At 37.6% G+C, this 21641-nt stretch carries 16 protein-coding genes; 1 reads left to right on the plus strand and 15 read right to left on the minus strand.

Going from position 1 to position 21641, the window contains the following annotated elements; all coding sequences use genetic code 11:
- From WFK35_RS08500 to WFK35_RS08565, 14 genes are all read right to left on the minus strand, one after another.
- Nucleotides 1–819, minus strand: an 819-nt coding sequence (locus tag WFK35_RS08500; protein WP_336732309.1) for a glycoside hydrolase 43 family protein, incomplete at its 3' end; no start/stop codon positions are given.
- Between the two features lie 211 nt (nucleotides 820–1030).
- Entirely contained in the window at nucleotides 1031–2749 is a 1719-nt protein-coding gene (locus WFK35_RS08505) for a glycoside hydrolase family 43 protein (RefSeq protein ID WP_336732311.1), read from the minus strand.
- 128 nt (nucleotides 2750–2877) lie between these two features.
- Nucleotides 2878–4167, minus strand: coding sequence for an MFS transporter (locus tag WFK35_RS08510; protein ID WP_336732312.1), 1290 nt, complete (start codon nucleotides 4165–4167; stop codon nucleotides 2878–2880).
- Nucleotide 4168: 1 nt separating this feature from the next.
- Nucleotides 4169–4807: a bifunctional 4-hydroxy-2-oxoglutarate aldolase/2-dehydro-3-deoxy-phosphogluconate aldolase gene (locus WFK35_RS08515; protein ID WP_336732313.1), complete on the minus strand. Its 639-nt coding sequence runs from the start codon at nucleotides 4805–4807 to the stop codon at nucleotides 4169–4171.
- The gene (locus tag WFK35_RS08520) at nucleotides 4804–5811 is read right to left on the minus strand and encodes a PfkB family carbohydrate kinase (RefSeq protein WP_336732314.1); all 1008 of its coding nucleotides are present in this window, start codon (nucleotides 5809–5811) and stop codon (nucleotides 4804–4806) included. Before WFK35_RS08520 ends, WFK35_RS08515 begins: the two co-directional genes overlap by 4 nt.
- Nucleotides 5812–5813: 2 nt before the next feature.
- Nucleotides 5814–7232: a glucuronate isomerase gene (gene uxaC, locus WFK35_RS08525; protein ID WP_336732315.1), complete on the minus strand. Its 1419-nt coding sequence runs from the start codon at nucleotides 7230–7232 to the stop codon at nucleotides 5814–5816.
- 19 nt (nucleotides 7233–7251) lie between these two features.
- The gene (locus WFK35_RS08530) at nucleotides 7252–8067 is read right to left on the minus strand and encodes an SDR family oxidoreductase (protein ID WP_336732316.1); all 816 of its coding nucleotides are present in this window, start codon (nucleotides 8065–8067) and stop codon (nucleotides 7252–7254) included.
- 125 nt (nucleotides 8068–8192) lie between these two features.
- Complete coding sequence (uxuA, locus tag WFK35_RS08535; RefSeq protein ID WP_336732317.1) at nucleotides 8193–9371, minus strand: mannonate dehydratase; 1179 nt, start codon at nucleotides 9369–9371, stop codon at nucleotides 8193–8195.
- A gap of 86 nt (nucleotides 9372–9457) precedes the next feature.
- Nucleotides 9458–11401, minus strand: a complete 1944-nt coding sequence (locus WFK35_RS08540; protein ID WP_336732318.1) for a RagB/SusD family nutrient uptake outer membrane protein — start codon at nucleotides 11399–11401, stop codon at nucleotides 9458–9460.
- A gap of 11 nt (nucleotides 11402–11412) precedes the next feature.
- On the minus strand, nucleotides 11413–14292 hold the full coding sequence (locus tag WFK35_RS08545; protein WP_336732319.1) for a SusC/RagA family TonB-linked outer membrane protein: 2880 nt from the start codon (nucleotides 14290–14292) through the stop codon (nucleotides 11413–11415).
- Nucleotides 14293–14386: 94 nt separating this feature from the next.
- Entirely contained in the window at nucleotides 14387–15715 is a 1329-nt protein-coding gene (gene xylA, locus WFK35_RS08550; RefSeq protein ID WP_336732320.1) for a xylose isomerase, read from the minus strand.
- A gap of 107 nt (nucleotides 15716–15822) precedes the next feature.
- Nucleotides 15823–17307, minus strand: coding sequence for a xylulokinase (locus WFK35_RS08555; protein WP_214589403.1), 1485 nt, complete (start codon nucleotides 17305–17307; stop codon nucleotides 15823–15825).
- Between the two features lie 17 nt (nucleotides 17308–17324).
- Nucleotides 17325–18041 (minus strand): NUDIX hydrolase, encoded by a 717-nt coding sequence (locus tag WFK35_RS08560; protein WP_214589402.1) that lies wholly within the window; start codon nucleotides 18039–18041, stop codon nucleotides 17325–17327.
- A gap of 1409 nt (nucleotides 18042–19450) precedes the next feature.
- On the minus strand, nucleotides 19451–20047 hold the full coding sequence (locus WFK35_RS08565; protein ID WP_027383975.1) for a master DNA invertase Mpi family serine-type recombinase: 597 nt from the start codon (nucleotides 20045–20047) through the stop codon (nucleotides 19451–19453).
- A gap of 87 nt (nucleotides 20048–20134) precedes the next feature.
- On the opposite strand from WFK35_RS08565, the gene WFK35_RS08570 reads away from it, so the two are divergent.
- Entirely contained in the window at nucleotides 20135–21013 is an 879-nt protein-coding gene (locus WFK35_RS08570) for a hypothetical protein (RefSeq protein WP_336732321.1), read from the plus strand.
- Here WFK35_RS08570 and WFK35_RS08575 read toward each other — a convergent pair.
- On the minus strand, nucleotides 20997–21641 hold a 645-nt coding region (locus tag WFK35_RS08575; RefSeq protein ID WP_336732322.1), incomplete at its 5' end, for a TaqI-like C-terminal specificity domain-containing protein. The genes WFK35_RS08570 and WFK35_RS08575 overlap by 17 nt on opposite strands.

Below are 21641 nucleotides of genomic sequence, written 5' to 3' on the forward strand. Positions count from 1 at the left end.
GTTGCCATTCTTATCGTCAATCAAAGCGCCCTGTCCGGCGTATGAAACTCCAAGAAAGTTGTCTTCCAGAACGATCTTTTTTTCGTACGGTCCGGTAACTTTATCGGCTCTGTATATTTCCTGACGGCGTTTTCCGCCTCTTGGCCAGGAAATCATCATCATATAATATTTTCCGTCTTTTTTAATGATCTGGTTGCCTTCCAAAAGTCCGGTTTCTGATTCATCTTTCTGAAAGACTTCTGTTCCGTCCTGATTTCCGATAATGGTTTTAAAATCGGCACTCAGTTCAAAAACTTTGTTTGAGGTAAAGACATATACCCGATCATCATCATCGAAAAGCAAAGACGCATCGTGAAAATGTCTGGTTCTCGTAATAAGCTTCCAATTACCTTTTTCAGGATTGTCGGTAACATAAAAATAGGATTTGAAAGGCTCATCATTGGGGGAAAAAAGAACGTAATATTTTCCTTTGTGATAACGGATGGAAGAAGCCCACTGTCCACGTCCGTAAACGGTTCCGTTAAGCAAGTCATATTTAGAATTATCATTTAGCGTATCAAAAATATAACTCGACATTTCCCAGTGTACCAGATCTTTGGAATGCATTACAGGAGCTCCCGGCATCAGATGCATAGTGGTGCTTATGAGATAAAAATCGTCACCATTTCGGGTAATTGATAAATCCGGAGCATCCGCCCAAATGATGGGGTTGGTAAAATGGGTTGTCGTCTTTTCAGAATGATTTATCTGGGCCGAAAGTGGATTCAGCCCGATAAATCCCCAAAAAGAAACTATATAAAATGGTCTATTAATTTTCACGTTTTTGCAATTTTGGCTTGGTTTTAATCAATCTAAAAAACTCTTTGACAAACTCAGTTTGACATTACTGATAATCAATCTTTTGTAATTAAAATTAGCCTTTTAAAGCCTGTATGATCTTTTATTTTGGCTAAAGCCGAATTGGCTGTTCTTTTTTGAAAAACGGGCTAAAGCCCGTTCCTATTCATATTCCGGGTGATTGTTTTTACTATTAATTCGGCACAATGTCATTGGAAGAAGTACTGTATAATCCAATCAGACTTCCTGTAAATCCACCAGCAACATCAGTAGAAAGAATGTCTCCCGAAACCGGACCGCCTAGATTTTTAAAGTTTTTGCCATCCAAAGAATAGCTGAAGCTGATTTCATCTTTTTCTCCCGTTACCTGAAATTTAATCGTCTTTGAAAGTGAAATTTTTTCGCTTGCCATCAGTCTGGATTCCCCTTTTTCTGTTCTTTCCAAAACAATGTAGAAATCTTTGTCTTTTTTCGTAATCCCGAAAACGTAGTTGAATCTTTCGCTTTGGTAGCAAGTAATTCCTGCCAGTTCTTTTTCGGATTTAGGTTTAAAATCAAGCGTCACGGAGGTTTCAAAATCTTCATGCTGCAATCTGTGGAATAATGCAGAAACAGGGGCTAAAGCTTTGATATTTTTCTCCATAGGATTCACTTTTACCCCCGCTTTTGTAGTGGTGATAAAATTTTCGCGCGGTCCACGCATTGCAATCCAACGGAAATCCAGATTTTTATCGGTTAATTTATCATTATAGGTAAAATTTCCATTCGGGAAAAATCCGTTTTGTCCGGTTTCATTTTTCATTCCTTCCGGCATTTTCAATTTCGGTTTCATCGGAACCAAACCGTTTTGGAATACAGGATATGTTCCGCTCCAGTCAACCGGAAGAATGAAAGTTTCTCTACCTTTATTTACACGGTTATTGATATTCGGACGGATTGCTAAAAATACGCCGTACCATTGTCCGTTCGGGCCTTCCACCAAATCTGCATGACCTGCCCAGTCTACTTTTTCTTTTCTGTCTCTTGGAAAGTATCTTTGGGTAAGAATCGGATTGTTTTTAGCCGGAACAAAAGGCCCTTTTGGAGAATCTGCCATAAAAATCACTTCGCTGTGGTTGCCTCCGGTTCCGCCTTCTGCACACATCAGGTAATATTTTCCTTTGTACTTGTATAAATGAGGACCTTCAATCCAGATTGGTTTTTGCGAAAGGTCTACTCCTCCGTTCACGATAATTCTGTCTGAACCTGCGACAACCTGGTCTTTTTCCAGATCGTAATCCCACATTTTTATAACGCGATGACCCTGATACTGCTCGGTTCCTTTTGACGGTGCATCGTTATGAACGATGTAAGCTTTTCCGTCATCATCAAAGAAAATGGCAGGATCAATCCCATCAAAATTCAGCTTTTGTACTTCGCTCCATCCTTTTGCAGGATCTTTGGTTTTCACGACCATATTCCCGACTCCGCCAGCAATCTGGGTAGTGATCATATAAAAAGTGTCGTTGTATTTGTTGTATTTGATATCCGGTGCATAAATTCCCTGTGAAACGCCTCCTTTTTCAACTTTAAGCTGGGAAGGTCTGTCGAGAACATGACCAACCTGCTTCCAGTTTACCAAATCTTTAGAAGTGAAAATAGGAACTCCGGGAAACATTGAGAAAGAAGAATTTACCAAATAATAAACATCTCCTTTTTTTGTAATACTTGGATCGGGATAACAGCCCTGAAGAATCGGGGAATAAAATTCGTCCGGTTTCAGGGGATTTTCGTTGTATATTTTGTCGTTTCCACGATAGGTAAAATCTGAGAAAGTCTGTGCAGAAAAATGACTTACGGAAAGCCAAGAGGCAGCAGCCAACAAAGTAAGTTTATTTCTTAAAAAAATCGAATGCATTATTCTCTGTCTCATTATTATATTTTTAGATTATTGTTTAATATGGTATTTATGCTTTTTAATCCGGTCAGAAAAATATTGAATCTGACCTTTTTAAATCTTTCAAAGCTGCATTTTATTCCTCATTAAAAGCAGTTGTAATTTTAATTCTTGTTTAATTCTTCAGTTACAGATTTCCTATTAATCAGTTTAATGATTAGCCATGCGGTAACATAAGAGATTCCTGCAATAAAGAAAATGATGTTATATCCTCCGTTAATATTTCCTGATTTTTTGAATGTATCCAGAACAACACCAATAAACAGAGGGAAAATAATTCCTGCCGCCGAACCAAGCATTCCGCCAAATCCGATCACGGAACTTACATGGCTATTGGGTAATCTGTCGCCAACCGTTGTCATGAGATTTGCTCCCCAGCCTTGGTGCGCAGCAGTTGCAAACGCAATAATAACGGTTATTATCCACATATTTTCTACATATTTTGAAAACATTACCGGTACCACCATTAATGCAAACAACAGCATCACGATGCTTCTCGCTCTTCCGATTGCCCAGCCTTTTTTAATTAAAAATGATGACAGATAACCGCCGCCAATGCTTCCGATAGTGGTTCCGCTATAAATCACGATTAATGGAATAGAAGGTTTGGTTAAATCCATTTTGAAAACATCGGAAAAATAAGCGGGCAGCCAGAACATGAAGAAATACCAGATGGGGTCTGTCATTATTTTTCCGATGGCAAATGACCATGTTACTTTGTATTTCAATAATTCTGACAGCGGAATTTTTTCCTGAGACTCAGACTGGGTTTGCTGGTCACTTTTAATGTATTGAAGTTCTTCCTGACTTAAAAGCTTCGATTTTTCCGGTGTGTAATAGAATTTCCACCAAAGAATAATCCATAATAAACCCAATGCGCCAATCCAGACAAAGGTCTGCTGCCATCCGTAATGCCCCAGAATAAAAGGAACCAAAACAGGAGCAAGAATTGCCCCGACCGTTGCTCCCGAATTAAAAATTCCTGTTGCTAAAGCTCTCTCTTTTTTTGGGAACCACTCTGCAACAGATTTTATAGCCGCGGGAAAATTTCCGGCTTCGCTAAGCCCTAAAGACATTCTTGCAACAATAAATCCTATTGTACTCTTCACAAAACCATGTCCTATAGATGCAAGACTCCACACGACCAAAGAAACCGCATAACCAATTTTGGTTCCCACTCTATCAATAAAACGTCCCATTGCCAGATAACCTAATGCATATGTTGCGGTAAAAGCCATCACAATATAGCTGTAATCTTTTTCGTCCCAGTGGAACTCGGTTTCTAATGTTGGTTTCAGCAATCCCATCACCTGACGATCAAGATAATTGATGGTTGTAGCGAGGAAAACCAAAGACAGCATCCACCATCTGAGATTCGTTTTAGGTATCTGCATTTTATTTTGATTTTAACTGAATTAATAATTTCTCCATCTTATTCTTTAATTCTTCGGAAGAAAGATTGGGATTAATCAGAGAACTTCCGAGTCCTACCGCAACGGTTCCGCCTTCCAGCCAGCTCAGAATATCTTCCGGATCGGAACTGATTCCGCCGGTCAGCATAAATTCCATTTCAGGGAAAACAGGCTGGATTGATCTGATGTATTTTTTCCCTACGACATCCGCAGGAAATATTTTTACCATTCTAAGTCCGTTCTGATAAGCCAGATTTACGTCTGACGGGGTAAAACATCCCGGAATCAGTAAAACATTTCTTTCCGAAGCATTTTTCACGATGGAGTCATCAATCACCGGTGTAATGATAAAGTCTGCACCCGCATTTACGTATTCATTCATCTCTGCCGCATTTTTTACGGTTCCTATTCCTAAGAAGAGTTCCGGAAATTCTGTCGCTGACAGTTCTTTCAGTTTTCTGAAATTTTCTAAAGCAGATGCTCCACGATTGGTGTATTCTACAACGCGGATTCCCGCTTCATAAAGCGATTCTACAATGGATTTTGAAACGTCGAAAGATTCATTGTAAAACAATGGAACGATCTTCTGCTCTTTTATTTTCTGTATGATTAGTAAACTCATAAATTTTCGATATTAATCGTTTCGTTGATGGTGTCGCCCTGTACAAAAAGTTTTTTAAAGGCTACTTTTACAGCATCATTCAGGATTTTTTGGGTTGTATTTTCTTTGATGATTCCGTGAATAAGAGCCGCCATGAAAGAATCTCCGCTGCCTACTCTTTCCAGAATTTTATCAGAATAGTAGTGTTCTGATATGAATAATTTCCCTCCGGAATACAGGGTTGCAAAATAATGAACTTCGTCCCCTTTTGTGAATCTGAAAGTATTGGCAATGCTTTCTACATTGGGATAAGATTTCTGAATTTCCAAAGCTGATTTTTCAGCCTGCTTTACAAGATTTTCATCATCAAAATTTCCGTTCAGATCGTACTGGATTGAAATGTCCAGAAATTCCTGAATTGACCATATATTACCCATTAAAACATTCACAAACGGCATAAGCCTTGAGATTTTATCAAAAGGATTCTGATTCTGCCAAAGAGAAGCCCGGTAATTCAGATCGAGAGAAACTTTGATATTTCTGGCATTGGCTTTCTTCATCAAATCAAAACATTTTTGAAAAGCATTATCGCTCAAAGCCGGTGTAATTGTGCTTATATGAAGCCAGGTTACATCCTGAAAAACTTCATCATCGGAAAATCCTGAAAAGTCTGATTCTGAAAAAACCGAAGGAAAACGGTCGTAGATCACTTTGGCATTCTGCATATCTCCATCAAAAGGAAGGTAAAAAGTTCCCAATCTGCCATTTGATCTTTCTGCGAGGATTTCTATTTTTTCCTGATTTAATTTTAATTCCAATTGATTTCCCAGATAATTTTCCGGTAATGCGGAATACAAAGAAACCTTATTTCCCCATTTGGAAAGAGCGAAAGCCACATTATATTCAGCTCCGCCTGTATAAATTTTGACGGACTGATTTTCCAGCCAATTTCCATGAGAATCCGGAGCAAAATGCAAAAGCAGTTCTCCGAAGCATAAAATTTTATTTGAATTTCCCTGATTCATTCTTAAAAATTGAAATAATTTTTGGCGTTGTAGTAACAGATATCCTGAATTATTCTTCCTACCCATTTTTCGTCATCGGGAAGAAGCCCTTCTTCCATTTCTCTCCCGAATATGTTACAAAGCAATCTCCTGAAATATTCATGTCTGGAAAACGAAAGGAAGCTTCTGGAATCGGTAAGCATTCCGACAAATGTGCTTATTAATCCTATATTCGAAAGTGTGTTCATCTGCTTCTGCATTCCATCCAACTGATCCAGAAACCACCATGCAGCACCGAACTGTATTTTTGACCGGATTCCGGATTGGTTGAAATTGCCTGCAAGAGAAGCCAGAACTTCATTATAAGCCGGATTTAAATTGTAAATAATTGTCTTTGCAAGTTTGTCTTCGGAGTTGAGTTCATCAAAAAGAACACTCATCCTTTGAGCAAAATACTGCTCTCCGATCGCATCAAAACCTGTATTGGCGCCAAGATTTTTCAGCATGAGGGAATTGTTATTTCTTGTTGCCCCTACGTGGAACTGCTGAACCCAGCCTTTATCAGAATACATTTTGCAAAGTTCTTTCAGAAGAAATCCGCAAAGCGCATCCGGATTGGAAAATGCAGGTTTGTTGCCTTTCAGAAATTCTGAAAACTCTTTTTCCAGATCTGAGCTCCATTTCGTTGTATCCGGAAAATATTCAAATCCATGATCTGAAATTTTAGCTCCAACCTCATCAAAATAATTGATTCTTGACTGAAGCGCATTCAATAAATCGAACACTGAACTGATATTGATTCCGGAAGCTTTTTCCAATTTTTTAAGGTTGAAAATATACGATTCGGGGTCAATAATATTAATGTAAATATCCGGTCGGAAACTCGGCAGAACAGTTGTCTTGAAACCGCCGGCTCTTAGTTTTTTATGATGTTCCAGCTCATCCGAAGGATCATCTGTTGTACAAAGTGCTTCCACTTTATAATTTCTGAGTAAATTCTGTGGTGTAAAATCAGGTTTCTGTAAGGAATCCTGCATTGAGCTGTAAACATCTGCCGCATTTTTACCGGACAAATATTCCTTAATTCCAAAAGTATTTTTTAGCTCAAGATGAGTCCAGTGAAATAACGGATTCCGAAGCGTAAAAGGAACGGTTTCTGCCCATTTAAGGAATTTATCCTCATCGGATGCTTTTCCGGAAATGAAATGTTCATCAATCCCGAAATTCCGCATCGCGCGCCATTTGTAATGGTCGCCATCCAGCCAGATCGCCGTAGGGGAAAGGAAATTCCGGTTATGTGAAATGACATCAGGTTCCAAATGATTGTGATAATCGATGATGGGCATTCCTTCCGCATAGCCAAAATAGAGGTTCTCTGCTTTTGCTGATCCCAGCAAAAACGAATCTCCGAAAACGTCTTTATTTTTAATGAAATGACTCATTATTCAATTTAAAAAAAAATTAAACTCCGCTGAAAGCACTGAAACCTCCGTCAACGGGAATCAAAGCTCCGGTAATGAAGCTTGCGGCATCTGAACAGAGAAACTGTACAGTTCCGTTTAACTCCTCCACTTCCCCGAATCTCTGCATGGGTGTTTTGGCAATTACCTTTTTGCTTCTGTCTGTTAAAGATCCATCAGGATTCAGTAAAATAGCACGGTTCTGATCTCCGATGAAAAATCCTGGCGCTACTGCATTTACACGGATTTTATCTCCGAATTTTAAAGCAAGGTCGGAAGAAAGCCATTGGGTAAAATTGGTAATTGCTGATTTTGCCGCCGAATATCCTGCGACTCTTGTAATTGCAGAATATGCTGCCATTGATGAAATATTAACAATGCTGCCGCTTTTCTGTTCCGCCATTATTTTTCCGAAAACATAGCTCGGATAAACAGTTCCGTTGATATTAAGAGCAGTAACCTCATCCCATCCACTGATGTTCATGTCTAAAAATGACTGGTCGGGAGATAAGGTTGCTGAAGGAATATTTCCTCCGGCAATGTTCAGCAAAATATCTATTTTGCCATACTTTTCGATGATTTTTTCTGATGCATTCTCCAGACTTTCGATGTTCATTACATTGGCTTCCACGGCAAATGCATGATCTTCTGAACCTGCAAGTTCCTTTACACGGGACTGCAGTGTTTCGTGGTTTCTTCCTAACATCACCACTTTTGCACCGGCTTCGATAAAACTTTTGGCAAGACTTCCTCCCAAAACGCCGGAAGCTCCTGTAATGACTGCGACTTTATCTTTTATACTGAATATTTCGTTCATTTTTTATTTTTGATGAATAATGGTTGATATTGAACCCTTCGGGTTTGGGTTCGCTGTTCATTGTATTCTGTTTTCCATAGGTTTCACCTGTGGTTATTTCTATTGAACCCTTCGGGTTCTTTTTCCTAAAGTTTTTTGTTCATTTCATTTTGTACGGCTGCCATTACTCCTTCTATCTGTCCTAAAGCCAGCATCCTTCCCAAGAAAGAATATCCCGGATTATAGCATTTATCTGTATCTTCCGACAATAATCTTCCGTGATCGATCCTCATGGGCAGATCGGGATTTTCTTTTTCAAATACTCTTATTACATCGATTAACTTTCCTCTTCCGCCTAAATGATGCGCTTCAATAAAGTCTCCGTTTTCAAAAACATTGGTGCTTCTGAGATGAACAAATTTTGTTCTGTGAGCAAATTTCTGAGCCAGTTTCGGAACATCATTTTGTAGATTGGCACTAAGCGAACCTGCACAGAAAGTGAGTCCGTTATGGGGATTGTTTACTGCATTCAGAAACCAGTCGATGTCTTCTTCATTGGTGACAATTCTTGGCAAACCAAGTAGTGCGAAAGGCGGATCATCGGGATGAACACACATCTGGATATTCCATTCTTCACAAACCGGCATTATTTTTTCGAGGAAATATTTCAGGTTTTCGCGAAGCTGATTTTTATCTATACCATTATATAATGCCAGTAAATTGTTGAACTTTTCTACGGGATTTGATTCGCCTTCTCTTATGTTTCCGTTGACGAATCCCTGTGTTTTCACAATAACTGAATCGATCAGATCATGGTTGTCTTTTTCCGTGAGTATATTTTTAAGTTCTTCAACTTTTTGAAGAATTTCCTCGCTATAGTCCTTTTCTGCTCCTTCTCTTTTAAGAATATGAATTTCAAAATAAGCAAATCTTGCTTTGTTAAAATACAATGATGAAGAACCGTCTTCCCATTCGTGGAAAAGATCTGTTCTTGCCCAATCTAAAACCGGCATAAAGTTGTAGCAAACCGTAGTAATGCCTGCTTTTCCTAAGTTTTCGAGACTTTTAATATAATTTTCTATTAAAAAATCACGGTCTTCTCCTCCGTATTTGATTGCTTCGCTTACGGGAAGACTCTCCACAACAGACCAGCGAAGACCGTGACTCTCTATATAATTTTTGTAATCGTTAACAGCCTCTAAGCTCCAGATTTCTCCGTTAGGAATATCGTGTAATGCCGAAACAATACCTTCTACACCAATTTGTAAAAGGGTTTGTAATTTAATTTTATCGTTTTTCCCAAACCAACGCCATGTTTTTTCCATACCATTAAAATTTTTAATTAAAAAACAAGGCAGATATTTTAGGATCTGCCCTGTAAACTATATATGAATGTGAAACTAACTCACTTTTAATAACCAGGATTCTGGTATTTTGCTTTTTCTTCAGCAGTTGCACCACTCATGGCATCGATTTGTCCTTGCGGAATCGGTCTCAGATAATGGAACGGCTGAATATTACGTGTTACGGTCTGCGGTGTATGGTTTCCATAAGCAGTACCTCCGATTTTATAAGAAGCTGCGTATTCGCCCCATTTCTGTGTACGTACTAAATCGTACCATCTGTAGAATTCTCCGTAGTATTCACGGGATCTTTCTGCCAGAATATAATCAATAGTAATTACAGAAGGCGTTGCAGCAGTCATTGCGGCACTATTATCTGCAATGTACGTTGTATTTTGAGCGTTATTAAATTTCCATTTTCCTGCTCTTGCACGGATTACATTAATTAAATCTCTCGCCGTCATAGAACCTGAAGCTCCTTTTACAGCTGCTTCTGCTGCGATAAAGTAGAATTCTGAGAATTTTGCTACGTTGAAAGGGCGAGTAAGCCCCGCGTTCGGATATCCCAGTCCGTTTGGATCATCCGTACGGTACGTTCCGATTTTCCACAATCCCGGATAAACAATTCTGCTGATTCCGTTTGGTGCAACTACCCAATCTGCTCTTCCCGGTAATGTACCTGCGCCCACACCGTTTTGCCCTGCTCCTGAAGGATAAGTTGGCGTTTGGGAATCATCGTTAAGGAAGCTCAGAATCGCTCCTCCCGGCTGTACAGGTAAGTTATTGGCATTATACAGAACAGCGTTTGTAACACCTGCTTTGTCCCAATTACCTCTGTAAGTCGTAACAAAAGTACCGTCATATCTTGAATCGGTAGTTTTATCAGCAAATGTATTCTGAATAACTCCAATCGGAGGAGCCATACGAACCCATGGACGACCTAAAGATTGTGTTGCAGCACGCTGTACAGAACTTACAGCAGTAAAGGTTGTTGCAGAACTGCTGCTCTTCAGGTTGGTGTAGTTCCATGTCTGCATCCACGCAGCGAAGTTATCAGGAGCCCATCCGGAACCGAAACCTACAGGATCTGATTCGTTATAAAATGCACTAGCCTGAGTATGATCCGCATATAGCATACATTCGTTGTTTCTGTCGTTTGATCCTACATTGACATCATAAAATGTAGGTTGTAAAGCATATGGACCGGGAGTAGTTATTCCCTGCATAGCTGTGTCATACGCCTGCTGGAAGTACCATTGTGCATTATGACCATCCGGATCGGTTCTTGGAGCGTCCGGATACGTTGGAATGCTGTTCGGATTCTGCAGCCACCATCCGTATGTAAGGTAGGCTTTTGCTAAAAATAATCTTGCAACATTTTTCGTTACTCCTCCCGTTACTCTTGGTGAAGCAGGTAAATTATCTATTGCTTTTCTGAGATCAGGAAAAATTCCTCTGGTGTAAACTTCCGGAACGGTATTTCTTTTAGAAGTTGTTATCGCATTTGTATTGAGTGCAAGTTCTCCTGCTCCCAAATCTAACGGAACTCCTCCATACGTCTGAACCAGCATAAAGTAATCAAATGCTCTGAAGAATCTTGCTTCGGAAATTAATGATTCTGCCACACCAAACTGCGGACCTCTTTCTACAATTCCGTTTGCGGTATTAATAGAAGGGAATACAGATCCCCAAATCATACTCGGAGGGAAAGAAGCGGGCGTAACATTACCATTTCCTGAAAAGTCCAATTCTTTAAAGTTTCCGTCTGCACTCTGTGCAAAAGTAGATTCGTCGGTTCCGTTCTGGCAGTTACTCATGAAGTAGCCGTTACCATACAATAAACGCAAACTTCTGTATAAAGATGTAACCCCTGCTGTTACCCCATCCGGCGTATTAAAATAATCCACCGTATAGTTAGATCTTGGCTGTTCGTCCAGAATTTCATTACAACTGGATAAGCAAAGCGAGAAGAAAAACGCTCCTAAAACTATTTTTTTATTAAACTTGATCATGATTTTGTAATTTAAAAAGATAAATTGATTCCCATTAGATAATTACGTGTAGACGGATTATTGGTTCCTATAATCAGCTGACGCGCATTATAAGGAAGACTGCTGTTTACCGCCTGATTCTGGTTACCGTAAGAGTTCGGTTCAGGATCCATCCCTGATTCTTTATGATAAGGAGAGAAAAGAACCAGAGGATTAGTTACCGTTACATAAATTCTTAAACTATTTAATTTCAGATCATCTAAAAATTCTTTCTTCAAATTATAACCTAGTGTTATTGTTCTCAGTTTAAGATAAGATCCATCGAAGTAAGCAAGAGTAGAACCGTATTTCGGATTATCTCCACTCATTATACCTCCCGGCTTAGGATATCTTACATTCGGATTTTCTGCCGTCCAGTAATCTACATCTACGTTATTTCCTCTTCCCGTTAATCTGTTAAGATAACCCGAAGAACCATAAATAGAACTGATTAAAACACCACCGTGCTGAAATGCACCTACCGTACTCAATTCAAAATTTTTGTAAGCAAATCTCATGTTGAAACCGCCCTGCCAATCCGGAGCAGTATCGATAATTTGTCTGTCGTCCGGACCAATTGCTCTTACCGGAGTACCATCTGCATTGTAACCGCCGGTGTAAAGGACTTTAATCATTCCTATATTACCCCCCGGTTCCAATATATTCAGGTAAGGATCTCCCTGCTGCCACAAACCAATGTTCTGATAGTCATAGATCGCATTGATATTATGTCCAACAAACCAGTTGTTCGCCACATCCCGGGTAGTCCCAGAATTCAAAGCTAAAATCTGATTTCTGTTGGCACACCAGTTAACCCCTGCATCCCAGCTAAAACCATCAGGATTGTTTATGATCATACCATTAAGTGAAACTTCCCAACCTTTGTTTTCTATCTGACCTATATTGTTTGTTACACTTGCAATACCTCCGGATATAGGAAGATTTGTCGGAGACAACACCTGCTCTGTTTTGGTTCTGTAATACTCTACAGTACCTGTCAATCTATTATTAAACAATCCGAAATCCAAACCGAAGTTATTGGTTTTAGAATATTCCCAACCCAGCTCAGGATTTGGCGCGGTAGTGATATATACCCCTGTCGTATTTGTATTTCCGAAATTATACGGAACAACCCCTAAAGTACCTTTGGTAGTGTACGGACCAACCGCCTGATTGGAGGTCTGCCCCCATCCGTATCTTAATTTGAACTGGTTGATGGCTTTGAGACTCTGCATGAAAGATTCATTAGCAAGGTTCCAGCCTAAAGATATTGCGGGATAGGTATGCCATTTGTTACCCGGTGCCAAAACAGATGCACCATCTGCACGAAGCGTTGCCGTAATCATATACTTATTATCGTAGGTGTACATAGCACGTCCCATATAAGATATAAGCCCTCTCTGTACATATACCTGATCTTCAGGCTTCACAGAAATATCTGCTTGCGGAGACTGTCCCAAATTGTAATACTGGAAGAAGTCTGACGGTACATTTTTGGCACTCATATAGCTGCTGATATACCGATTTCCTTCTGCAGAATATAAGGCTACAGCATTAATCTTATGTTTTCCAAAAGTTCTGTCGTAGGTTAATAAATTTTCTAATGTCCAGTGATAAGTCTGGCTGTTTCCTTTTCCTGCACTGGAAGGAGCGGCTGAATTCACATTGAAAACCCCTACTCCTGTATAATTTCCGCTGTTAGAAGTGGTATAATCCAATCCGACATTTAATCTGTATTTTAAACCGGTAATAGGCAAGCTTACTTCTCCATATAAATTATTGTATGAAGAAAGACCTTTGCTTTCATCTACATATTTATCCCCCAGATTTTCAAGGGTTTTTCTGATGTATACCCAGGACTGATCAATATTCGATGCCGTACTAATGGTTCTTTTAATACTTCCATCTGCATTATAAGGGTTTGCTAGCGGAGAGTTGCCCAGAACCGGCGCTCCTGCAACACCATTCCCTTCTGACACTGTATAATTGGTATTGGATGTAAATCCGAATTTAAAGCTTTTACCAACCTGCTGATCCAAGGCGATCCTTAGTGAGAATCTTTCATAATTCTGGATCGGAATTAAAGCGTCCTGCTTAAAATAGGATAAACCTACGTTGTAATTACCTCCTTCCGTTCCCCCCGAAACCCCTACATCATGACTGGTCATCATCGCCGGTTTGTAATACAGCTTTTGCCAGTCTGTATTGGTGTCTAATGTTTCATCTTTTCCTAATCCGTAAATATTTCCTGCATCAGCTCTTAATTTGGCCAATTTAGGACCGTCCATCATCGGAAACCTTGAAAACAAGGTCTGAACTCCTGTGAAAGAATTGTAAGTAAATCTTGGCTTCTGACCTTTAGAACCTCTGTTGGTTGTTACCAATATAACTCCATTCGCTCCTCTGGAACCATAAATCGCAGTTGCAGAAGCATCTTTCAGGATATCTATACTTTTAATGTCACTTGAACTGATGTCACCAAGTGATCCCACAAACGGAATTCCATCAAGAACAATTAACGGATCATTCGCATTGGGCGTTAAAGATCGTGTTCCTCTGATGCGAATCTGCATGCTGGCTCCGGGTTTTGTAGATGTCTGACTAATATCTACCCCTGCGGTTCTTCCCTGCAATGCCTGAGTAATGTTAGCAGTAGGTACTTCTCTTAAAACATCTCCTTTTACAGATGCTACGGAGCCTGTTACGGCTTCCTTTCTTTGGGTTCCGTACCCGATTACCACTACTTCTTCTATTTTTTTCTCCTTAGCAACAGTATCTTTTTTACTCTGAGAATAGGCTAAACCGGAAGGTAATAAAGCCATTGCAAAAAAGAGCGCGGCTTTATTGGTTTTAGCTAAATAAGATCGATTCATAATTATTACGTTTAATATTAGGGTTGAATAAAAAGGCTATTAATAATTATCGTTTTGAAAAATCCTTAGTGTTTAGCAGCCTTTTTACGTTTATTTAGATATACATATTCACAATCGCTTCAAACAATTCCTGCTTTCCGCTTTTTGGCTGTGGTTCCCCAATTTCATGAGCTATCCTCTGAAGATCTTCCAAAGTAAGCGTTCCTGCTTCAAAAGCCTTTCCGTTTCCGTTATCGAAAGATGCGTAACGGTCTGTTCTCAGTTTTTTATAATCTGAATTTTCAAGAATATCTGCTGCTGCTAAGAGACCTTTCGCGAAAACATCCATTCCCGAAATATGAGAAATAAATAAATCTTCAGGATCAATAGAGTTTCTTCTGATTTTAGCATCGAAATTTACTCCTCCGTTTCCTAAACCTCCTGCAGGAAGTAATACCAGCCATGCCTGAACCATATCTAAATAATCTACAGGAAACTGATCTGTATCCCATCCGTTCTGATAGTCTCCTCTGTTTGCATCGATGCTTCCTAAAAGTCCTGCATCTACTGCCACCTGAAGTTCATGCTCGAAAGTATGTCCTGCCAATGTTGCGTGGTTCACTTCAATATTTAATTTAAAATCTTTATCTAATCCGTAATGTCTCAGGAAGCCGATCACCGTTTCAGAATCGTAATCATACTGGTGTTTTGTAGGCTCCATTGGTTTTGGCTCAATCAGGAAAGTTCCTGTGAAGCCCTGCTGACGCGCGTAATCTCTCGACATGGTAAGAAAACGTGCCAAATGGTCTTTTTCACGCTTCATATCGGTATTTAAAAGACTCATGTAGCCTTCTCTTCCTCCCCAGAACACATAGTTTTCACCACCAAGAGCAATTGTAGCATCAATGGAATTTTTAACCTGTGTTCCTGCGCACGCAACAACATCAAAATTCGGGTTCGTGGAAGCTCCGTTCATGTATCTTTCGTGAGTGAAAACGTTTGCTGTTCCCCATAAAAGTTTAATTCCGGTTTCCTGCTGTTTTTGTTTTGCATATTCCACGACAGTCTGAAGATTCTTCTCGTAGTCTTTCCAGTTATCGGCAGGATCTACAAGATCGATGTCGTGAAAACAGTAATAGTTAAAACCCATTTTAGACATGAATTCAAACCCTGCGTCCATTTTATGCATTGCTCTGGTTACGGCATCGTTTCCGATGTCCCATGGATGATGAATTGTTGGTCCTCCAAACGGATCGCTTCCGTTTGCACATAAGGTATGCCACCAAGCCATCGCAAAACGTGTCCAGTCTTTCATAGGTTTTCCCATCACAATTCTTTCTGCATCATAATATCTGAAAGCCATCGGATTCCTGCTTTCTTTCCCTTCAAATTTGATTTTGTCGATACCTGTAAAAAACTCTTTTGTACCTGTTAAAGTGTTCATATATTTGTTTTAATTTTTAGTTTAATTTTAAAATTCAACATAAAGTTTCCCTGCTCACTGATTCTGAAGAATCAATAAGTACAATAAAAATCTTTTTGTATTGGTGATTATACTATTTCGTTAAGATGCTGTTTCCATCTCGAATAGGCTTCTAAGTATTGTTCTCTTTTTTCCAGTTGCGGTTCTATTACGGCTATTCTTTCCAGAGAGGCGAAGGCTTCTTTAGAATCTGCGTAAAAGCCAATTCCCATTCCTGCGGCTCTTGCAGCACCTACCGCTCCGTCGGTATCATAAAGTTCAATAACGGCATTGCTTACTCCCGCCAGTGATTTTCTGAAAATTGAACTCAGGAACATATTGGCATTTCCTGCACGGATCACCTGAATATCCATCCCGATATTTCTCATGATGTCCATTCCGTATTCATAGGAAAATACTATTCCCTCCTGTGCGGCACGCAGAATATCTCCTTTGGTATGGATATTAAAATTAATCCCGTGAATGGAGCAATTGGTTTCTTTATTTTCGAGTACTCTTTCTGCTCCGTTCCCGAAAGGAATGATGCTTAATCCTTTGGCTCCTACCGGTGAAAGCGATGCCATGTCGTTCATATCTCCGTAAGAAGACAGGGAGGTTGCCAGATTATGTTTTAACCAGGAATTTAAAATTCCTGTTCCGTTAATGCAAAGTAAAACTCCTAATCTCGTTAATTCTTCGGTATGATTAACGTGCGCGAAAGTATTTACTCTTGATAATTTATCGTAGTCTAATTTATCTAAAACGCCGTAAACAACGCCTGAAGTTCCTGCTGTGGAAGCGATTTCTCCAGGATTAAAAACATTGAGTGATAATGCATTATTCGGCTGATCTCCTGCTCTGTATGAAATGGGAGTTCCTTCTTTTAAGCCTAATTCCTCTGCCGCTACGGCAGAAACTGCTGACTGAATCCCGAATGTAGGTACGATTTCAGGAAAAAAGCTTTTCGGAATCCCGTAATAATTAATGACATCTTCTGAGATGCAATTGTTTTTAAAGTCCCAGAAAATCCCTTCTGACAAGCCTTCAACAGTTATTCCGATCTCTCCGGAAAGTCTCATGGCAATGTAATCTCCGGGAAGCATTATTTTATCTATTTTTTCGAAAATTTCCGGCTCATTCTCTTTTACCCAGGCTAATTTTGAAGCAGTGAAATTCCCGGGAGAATTTAAGAGATGAGATAAACATTTTTCTTCTCCGATTTCTTTAAAGGCTTTTTCTCCATAAGGAACAGCACGGCTGTCGCACCAGATGATGGAGGGTCTTAACAGGTTCTGATCTTTGTCTACTAAAATTAAACCATGCATTTGCCAGGTAATACCAATTCCTTTAATGTCTTCTGCATTTATGCCGGCTTCATGCATTACCGCTTCATGAGCCAACTTCAGATTTGTCCACCAGTCGACAGGATTCTGCTCTGCCCAACCGGGATGAATCGCAGTAATTTTCATCTCTTTTTTAGGTGAAAATTCGGACGCAATTACTTTTCCGCTGGATGCTTCAACGAGACAAACTTTCACAGAAGAACTGCCGATATCATAGCCTAGTAAGTACATATAGTTTTAAAAAGGTATTATTTAATTAGTTTAGTATTGTTTTTCTTGTAAATTTTGGCATCGAATTTATAATATCTGGCTGCACGATGCGATACGTTCTTTTCAATCTCATCCAATGGTATGATATAATTGAACGAGGAGATTTTTTTATGAAAGTTTTTAATATCAATTTGTTTTTCACTTAATGCACTGTACAACTGATAGAGCTGTCTAATGGTAAACTTTTTTGGAAGAAGCTCAAATATAATAGAGAAATCCACTTCTATCCATTTTCTTACCTCCCCTAAAGATTCATTAATAATTTTATTATGATCAAACGGCAGAGAAGGAACCTCATCAATGGGAAACCAATCTACTGTGCTGTATTTTGTACTGTTAATCTTATGATCAATCTTACACAGAGAAAGATAGGCAACGGTAATAATTCTGTCGATATGCTGTTTGTACTCTGTTCCCATCCATTGAATATCGTTTTCATTATTGGCTCTCATAGGATCTGCAAAACACTTAAATTGTTTCAGAACCATTTTTTTAATTCCTGTAAGCTCGTGCAGCACTCTTTCTGCAGCATCGTCCACATCTTCATCACTAAAAATGAGACTTCCCGGAAGTTTTATCTGTCTTTCTTCATCAAGATGCCTTTCTACTAATAAGATATTTAATCTGTTTTCATGGTCGAAACCAAAAACAACACAGTCAACCGAAACATAGGTATGTATAAAATTGGGGCTCATGCAAGTGTTAACATTTATGTAACATGACAAATATAAAAATTCAAATGAATAAAAAAAATAAATTTCACACTAACACCTAAATATCAGCAATTTACATATCGATTTTTTATGAAAACATTCACATACAAATTATGATAAGGTTATCATTAAAATTACACTTATCAATATTGTAATGCATCAATTAACAAGTGTTTATGATGGAGATTAGAGTAAGAAAATAAGTGATTTTTTTAGATAAATATTATGATAAGAATTGTAAAAAAAATAACTTAAAAAAAATACAAACAAGTGTAAAAAAAACACTTTTAAAGCTAAAAAACGTTAAAAATTGATATTTTTTTTTACCGTTTTTGCATGTAAGCGATTAGAAAATTACAAATAACAGAATTTAGCATAAATTAAAATAAATTATTTCAGGTAAAATAAAGTTTAAATATGATCTGTAGAAAATTATTTAATCGTATGCTTTTAGCAGTTTTCAAAAATCAAGAAATACAAAAAACAGAAATACATCCGGAACCCTTTTTAATACCATAAGAAATTCAATTTGTAAATTCTCTTTTGCCAATGATTACCGCTTTTGAACGTCAGTTTTAGAATATCATGCTCTGTACTTCCGGGAATATTAATTTACTTTAAACTACAACTTATAATTGAGTTGAAAGTGTACTGCAACTTATAAAATCTTTTAATTTGTAGATTAATTATGAACCAAATGATAATTTAACAGAAAATAAACGGATTGGTACTACAGAAAATGAAGAGCATAATCAGATAAATAACAGAACGTTTTTCTTATTCAGAGCAGCTAAACTTTCTGTATAGTCCCCAACTTTTGCGCTTGATCCGATTGATCCCTAAAAACGTCTGAAATTACAGATGCAGTAATAAAAAAATCCTTCAAAGTAAAATTTGAAGGATTTTTTTTGCGGAGAGTGAGGGATTTTGTACCCATTTCTCATCGCTTTATGGATAAGATTTTCGCTGTAGCATCTCTGTGAATGGCCTCAAATAGGACATTGGCAAAAAAGTGGTAAAATCCTAATTTAAATTTTACGTAGTAAAAGTAAAAATTTTTGTTCAAATCTGCAAGTAAAAAGTTCAAATTTTGAACAAGTTTTTTAGAGTTCAAACCAAGAATTTAATCCTTCTCTTAGCGCCTGAATTTTCTCAGTTGAAATATTTCTAAAAGAAAACGAAGAAAAACCGAAAAAAAGAAAAAAAGAAAGCCTTTTGAAAATGAGCGTGGCATTCTGTCAAGGTTTTTTGGAAAAAGTTTTTGCGTAGATAGTTATACGCAAAAACTTTTTCTGAAAATCCGGAGGGCTTGACCTTGACAGAATTTAGGTGGTGGACTGGGAAGCGAATTACATTTGGTTTCTGTTTTTTATTTTAATTTGTAGTTGTAATTAGTTCATTCTTTCTTTTACAAAACTAGAAACGGTTAATCTGTGCACACCTAAAATCCTACCTATTGCAGAATATGAAACTTTCTTTTCAATCAATTCTTGAATCTTCTTTTCCTGACCAGTTAATTTTGTCTTAGAAGATTTACTACCCACAGGACGGCCTAAAATTACACCTTCTGCTCTTTTTCGAGCTAATGCTTCTTTAGTTCTTTGGGATATAAGGTTTCTTTCAATTTCGGCTGATAAACCAAATGCAAATGCCAACACTTTAGAATTAATATCACTTCCTAAGCGATAATTGTCTTTAATGGTCCAAACTTGAATATCACGATTCATACATTCATTAAGTACGCCCATAATCATCAGAAGATTTCTTCCAAGCCTGGATAATTCTGAGCAAATTAAAACATCTCCTTTTTTCATTTTTTTTAAAAGTTTTCCTAATTTTCTGTCATCAACATTCTTTGCTCCTGAAATAGTTTCTTCGATCCATTTGTTCACAACAATTTGTTGCTTGTCACAAAAATGATTGATTTCAAATCTTTGATTTTCTACTGTTTGTTTGTCTGTGCTTACTCTGATGTATCCGTAAATCATTTCTTTTGTTTAAAATTTTATACAATAATGGTATAAAATATATTATAACTGCCTAAAATAAATATAGACTATTAAAATAACATCTATATGAGCGATTATTTTAGACAGAATTCCTCATTACTGTCATTTTCAAATTCTGACAGTTGGGTAATTCTCTCTCCAATCGAACAGCAGATAAAGGAGAAAATTGAGAAGATTGGTACACCATTAAAAGATTGGGATATCAGAATAAATTACGGAATCAAAACAGGATTTAATGATGCCTTTATTATAGATGGAGCTAAGAGAAAGGAGCTGATTGATCAGGACCCTAAAAGTGAAGAAATTATACGACCTATTTTACGCGGCAGAGATATAAAAAGATATGCTTATGAATCTTCAGATTTATGGCTAATAAACACACATAATGGTATTAAAGAGAAAGGCATAAAACCAATAGACATCAATGTTTATCCAGCAATAAAGAATTATTTAGATAAATTTTATCCTCAATTAGAAAAACGAACAGACAAAGGAGATACTCCATACAACTTAAGAAACTGTGCTTATATGGAGGATTTTTATAAACCTAAATTACTATGGGCTGAAACAATGCGAATACATAAAGATCAAACACAAAAATTTCCAAGATTTGGATATGACCCTTTAGGAAAATATTTAACTGATAAGACTTGTTTCTTTGCAACTGGGCGACATTTAGACTTTATATTGTTAATTTTAAACTCTGCTATTGGAAAATATCTTTGTTATCAATATGTTTCTATATTAGATGACGGTGGCTTCTTAATGCAAAAAATTTACATTGAAAAAATACCGATACCTAAAATCGAAAATATTTATAATGAAAAGGTTGTAAGTTATATCAATAATTTTCAAAATTTAAATTTGGAGGATGAAATTAATTCTTTTGTATTTCAATTATATGGTCTGAATGATGAAGAGATCAGGTTTATAGTTGATCTATAAATTTTATTTCTTCGTCAATTAAATTATATGTTGAGTATACTAAATTATTTGATAACTTTTCTAATTCAGTAGAATCTTCATTGTTTTGTTTTGCTAATAAAATTTTTTGCAGTAAAGCTTTAAAAGGTTTTTGTTCATTCTCCGTAAGAATAGGAATAGGGAATAAAACAACATTTTGAGCGCCAACCTGCATATCTCCAACTCCCGTCTTGTTCATATTTGTAAGATAGCTATACCATTTTATTATCTTGGAATTTAAAATAATTACTAAATATTCCAGATAGTTTCCTGTGAGTATATAGCATGCATTGTTAACTATAAAGTTTTTATTATCGATAAAAAAAGCCATTTGATCTCCAATTATTTTCCATACAATTTTCTGTCTATAAAAATCCTCCCAATAACTTATCGAATCTTGTGTTTCAAACCATTGATTATTAGTCTTTTTACGAGATCCCTTATCTCCAGTCTGTTTTAACCGGTCATAGCCAAAGGACAGAAGATGCTGTTTTACAGCCGGATACAGTTCAATATCTATTTTCAAGCTTGGAAATGTCGTAATTAGATATAAATCAGCAAATTCAAATGAGTATCGCTTAATATCACGCCCTCTTAATAACGGTCGTAT

It is taken from the genome of Chryseobacterium sp. VD8 (assembly GCF_037149975.1).
In the GTDB taxonomy this organism is placed as follows: Bacteria; Bacteroidota; Bacteroidia; order Flavobacteriales; family Weeksellaceae; genus Chryseobacterium; species Chryseobacterium indicum.

Coding starts and splice junctions, on each gene's coding strand:
- WFK35_RS08505 (WP_336732311.1), bottom strand. CDS start 2,749: ATGAGACAGAGAATAATGCATTCGATTTTTTTAAGAAATAAACTTACT.
- WFK35_RS08510 (WP_336732312.1), bottom strand. CDS start 4,167: ATGCAGATACCTAAAACGAATCTCAGATGGTGGATGCTGTCTTTGGTT.
- WFK35_RS08515 (WP_336732313.1), bottom strand. CDS start 4,807: ATGAGTTTACTAATCATACAGAAAATAAAAGAGCAGAAGATCGTTCCA.
- WFK35_RS08520 (WP_336732314.1), bottom strand. CDS start 5,811: ATGAATCAGGGAAATTCAAATAAAATTTTATGCTTCGGAGAACTGCTT.
- uxaC (WP_336732315.1), bottom strand. CDS start 7,232: ATGAGTCATTTCATTAAAAATAAAGACGTTTTCGGAGATTCGTTTTTG.
- WFK35_RS08530 (WP_336732316.1), bottom strand. CDS start 8,067: ATGAACGAAATATTCAGTATAAAAGATAAAGTCGCAGTCATTACAGGA.
- uxuA (WP_336732317.1), bottom strand. CDS start 9,371: ATGGAAAAAACATGGCGTTGGTTTGGGAAAAACGATAAAATTAAATTA.
- WFK35_RS08540 (WP_336732318.1), bottom strand. CDS start 11,401: ATGATCAAGTTTAATAAAAAAATAGTTTTAGGAGCGTTTTTCTTCTCG.
- WFK35_RS08545 (WP_336732319.1), bottom strand. CDS start 14,292: ATGAATCGATCTTATTTAGCTAAAACCAATAAAGCCGCGCTCTTTTTT.
- xylA (WP_336732320.1), bottom strand. CDS start 15,715: ATGAACACTTTAACAGGTACAAAAGAGTTTTTTACAGGTATCGACAAA.
- WFK35_RS08555 (WP_214589403.1), bottom strand. CDS start 17,307: ATGTACTTACTAGGCTATGATATCGGCAGTTCTTCTGTGAAAGTTTGT.
- WFK35_RS08560 (WP_214589402.1), bottom strand. CDS start 18,041: ATGAGCCCCAATTTTATACATACCTATGTTTCGGTTGACTGTGTTGTT.
- WFK35_RS08565 (WP_027383975.1), bottom strand. CDS start 20,047: ATGATTTACGGATACATCAGAGTAAGCACAGACAAACAAACAGTAGAA.
- WFK35_RS08570 (WP_336732321.1), top strand. CDS start 20,135: ATGAGCGATTATTTTAGACAGAATTCCTCATTACTGTCATTTTCAAAT.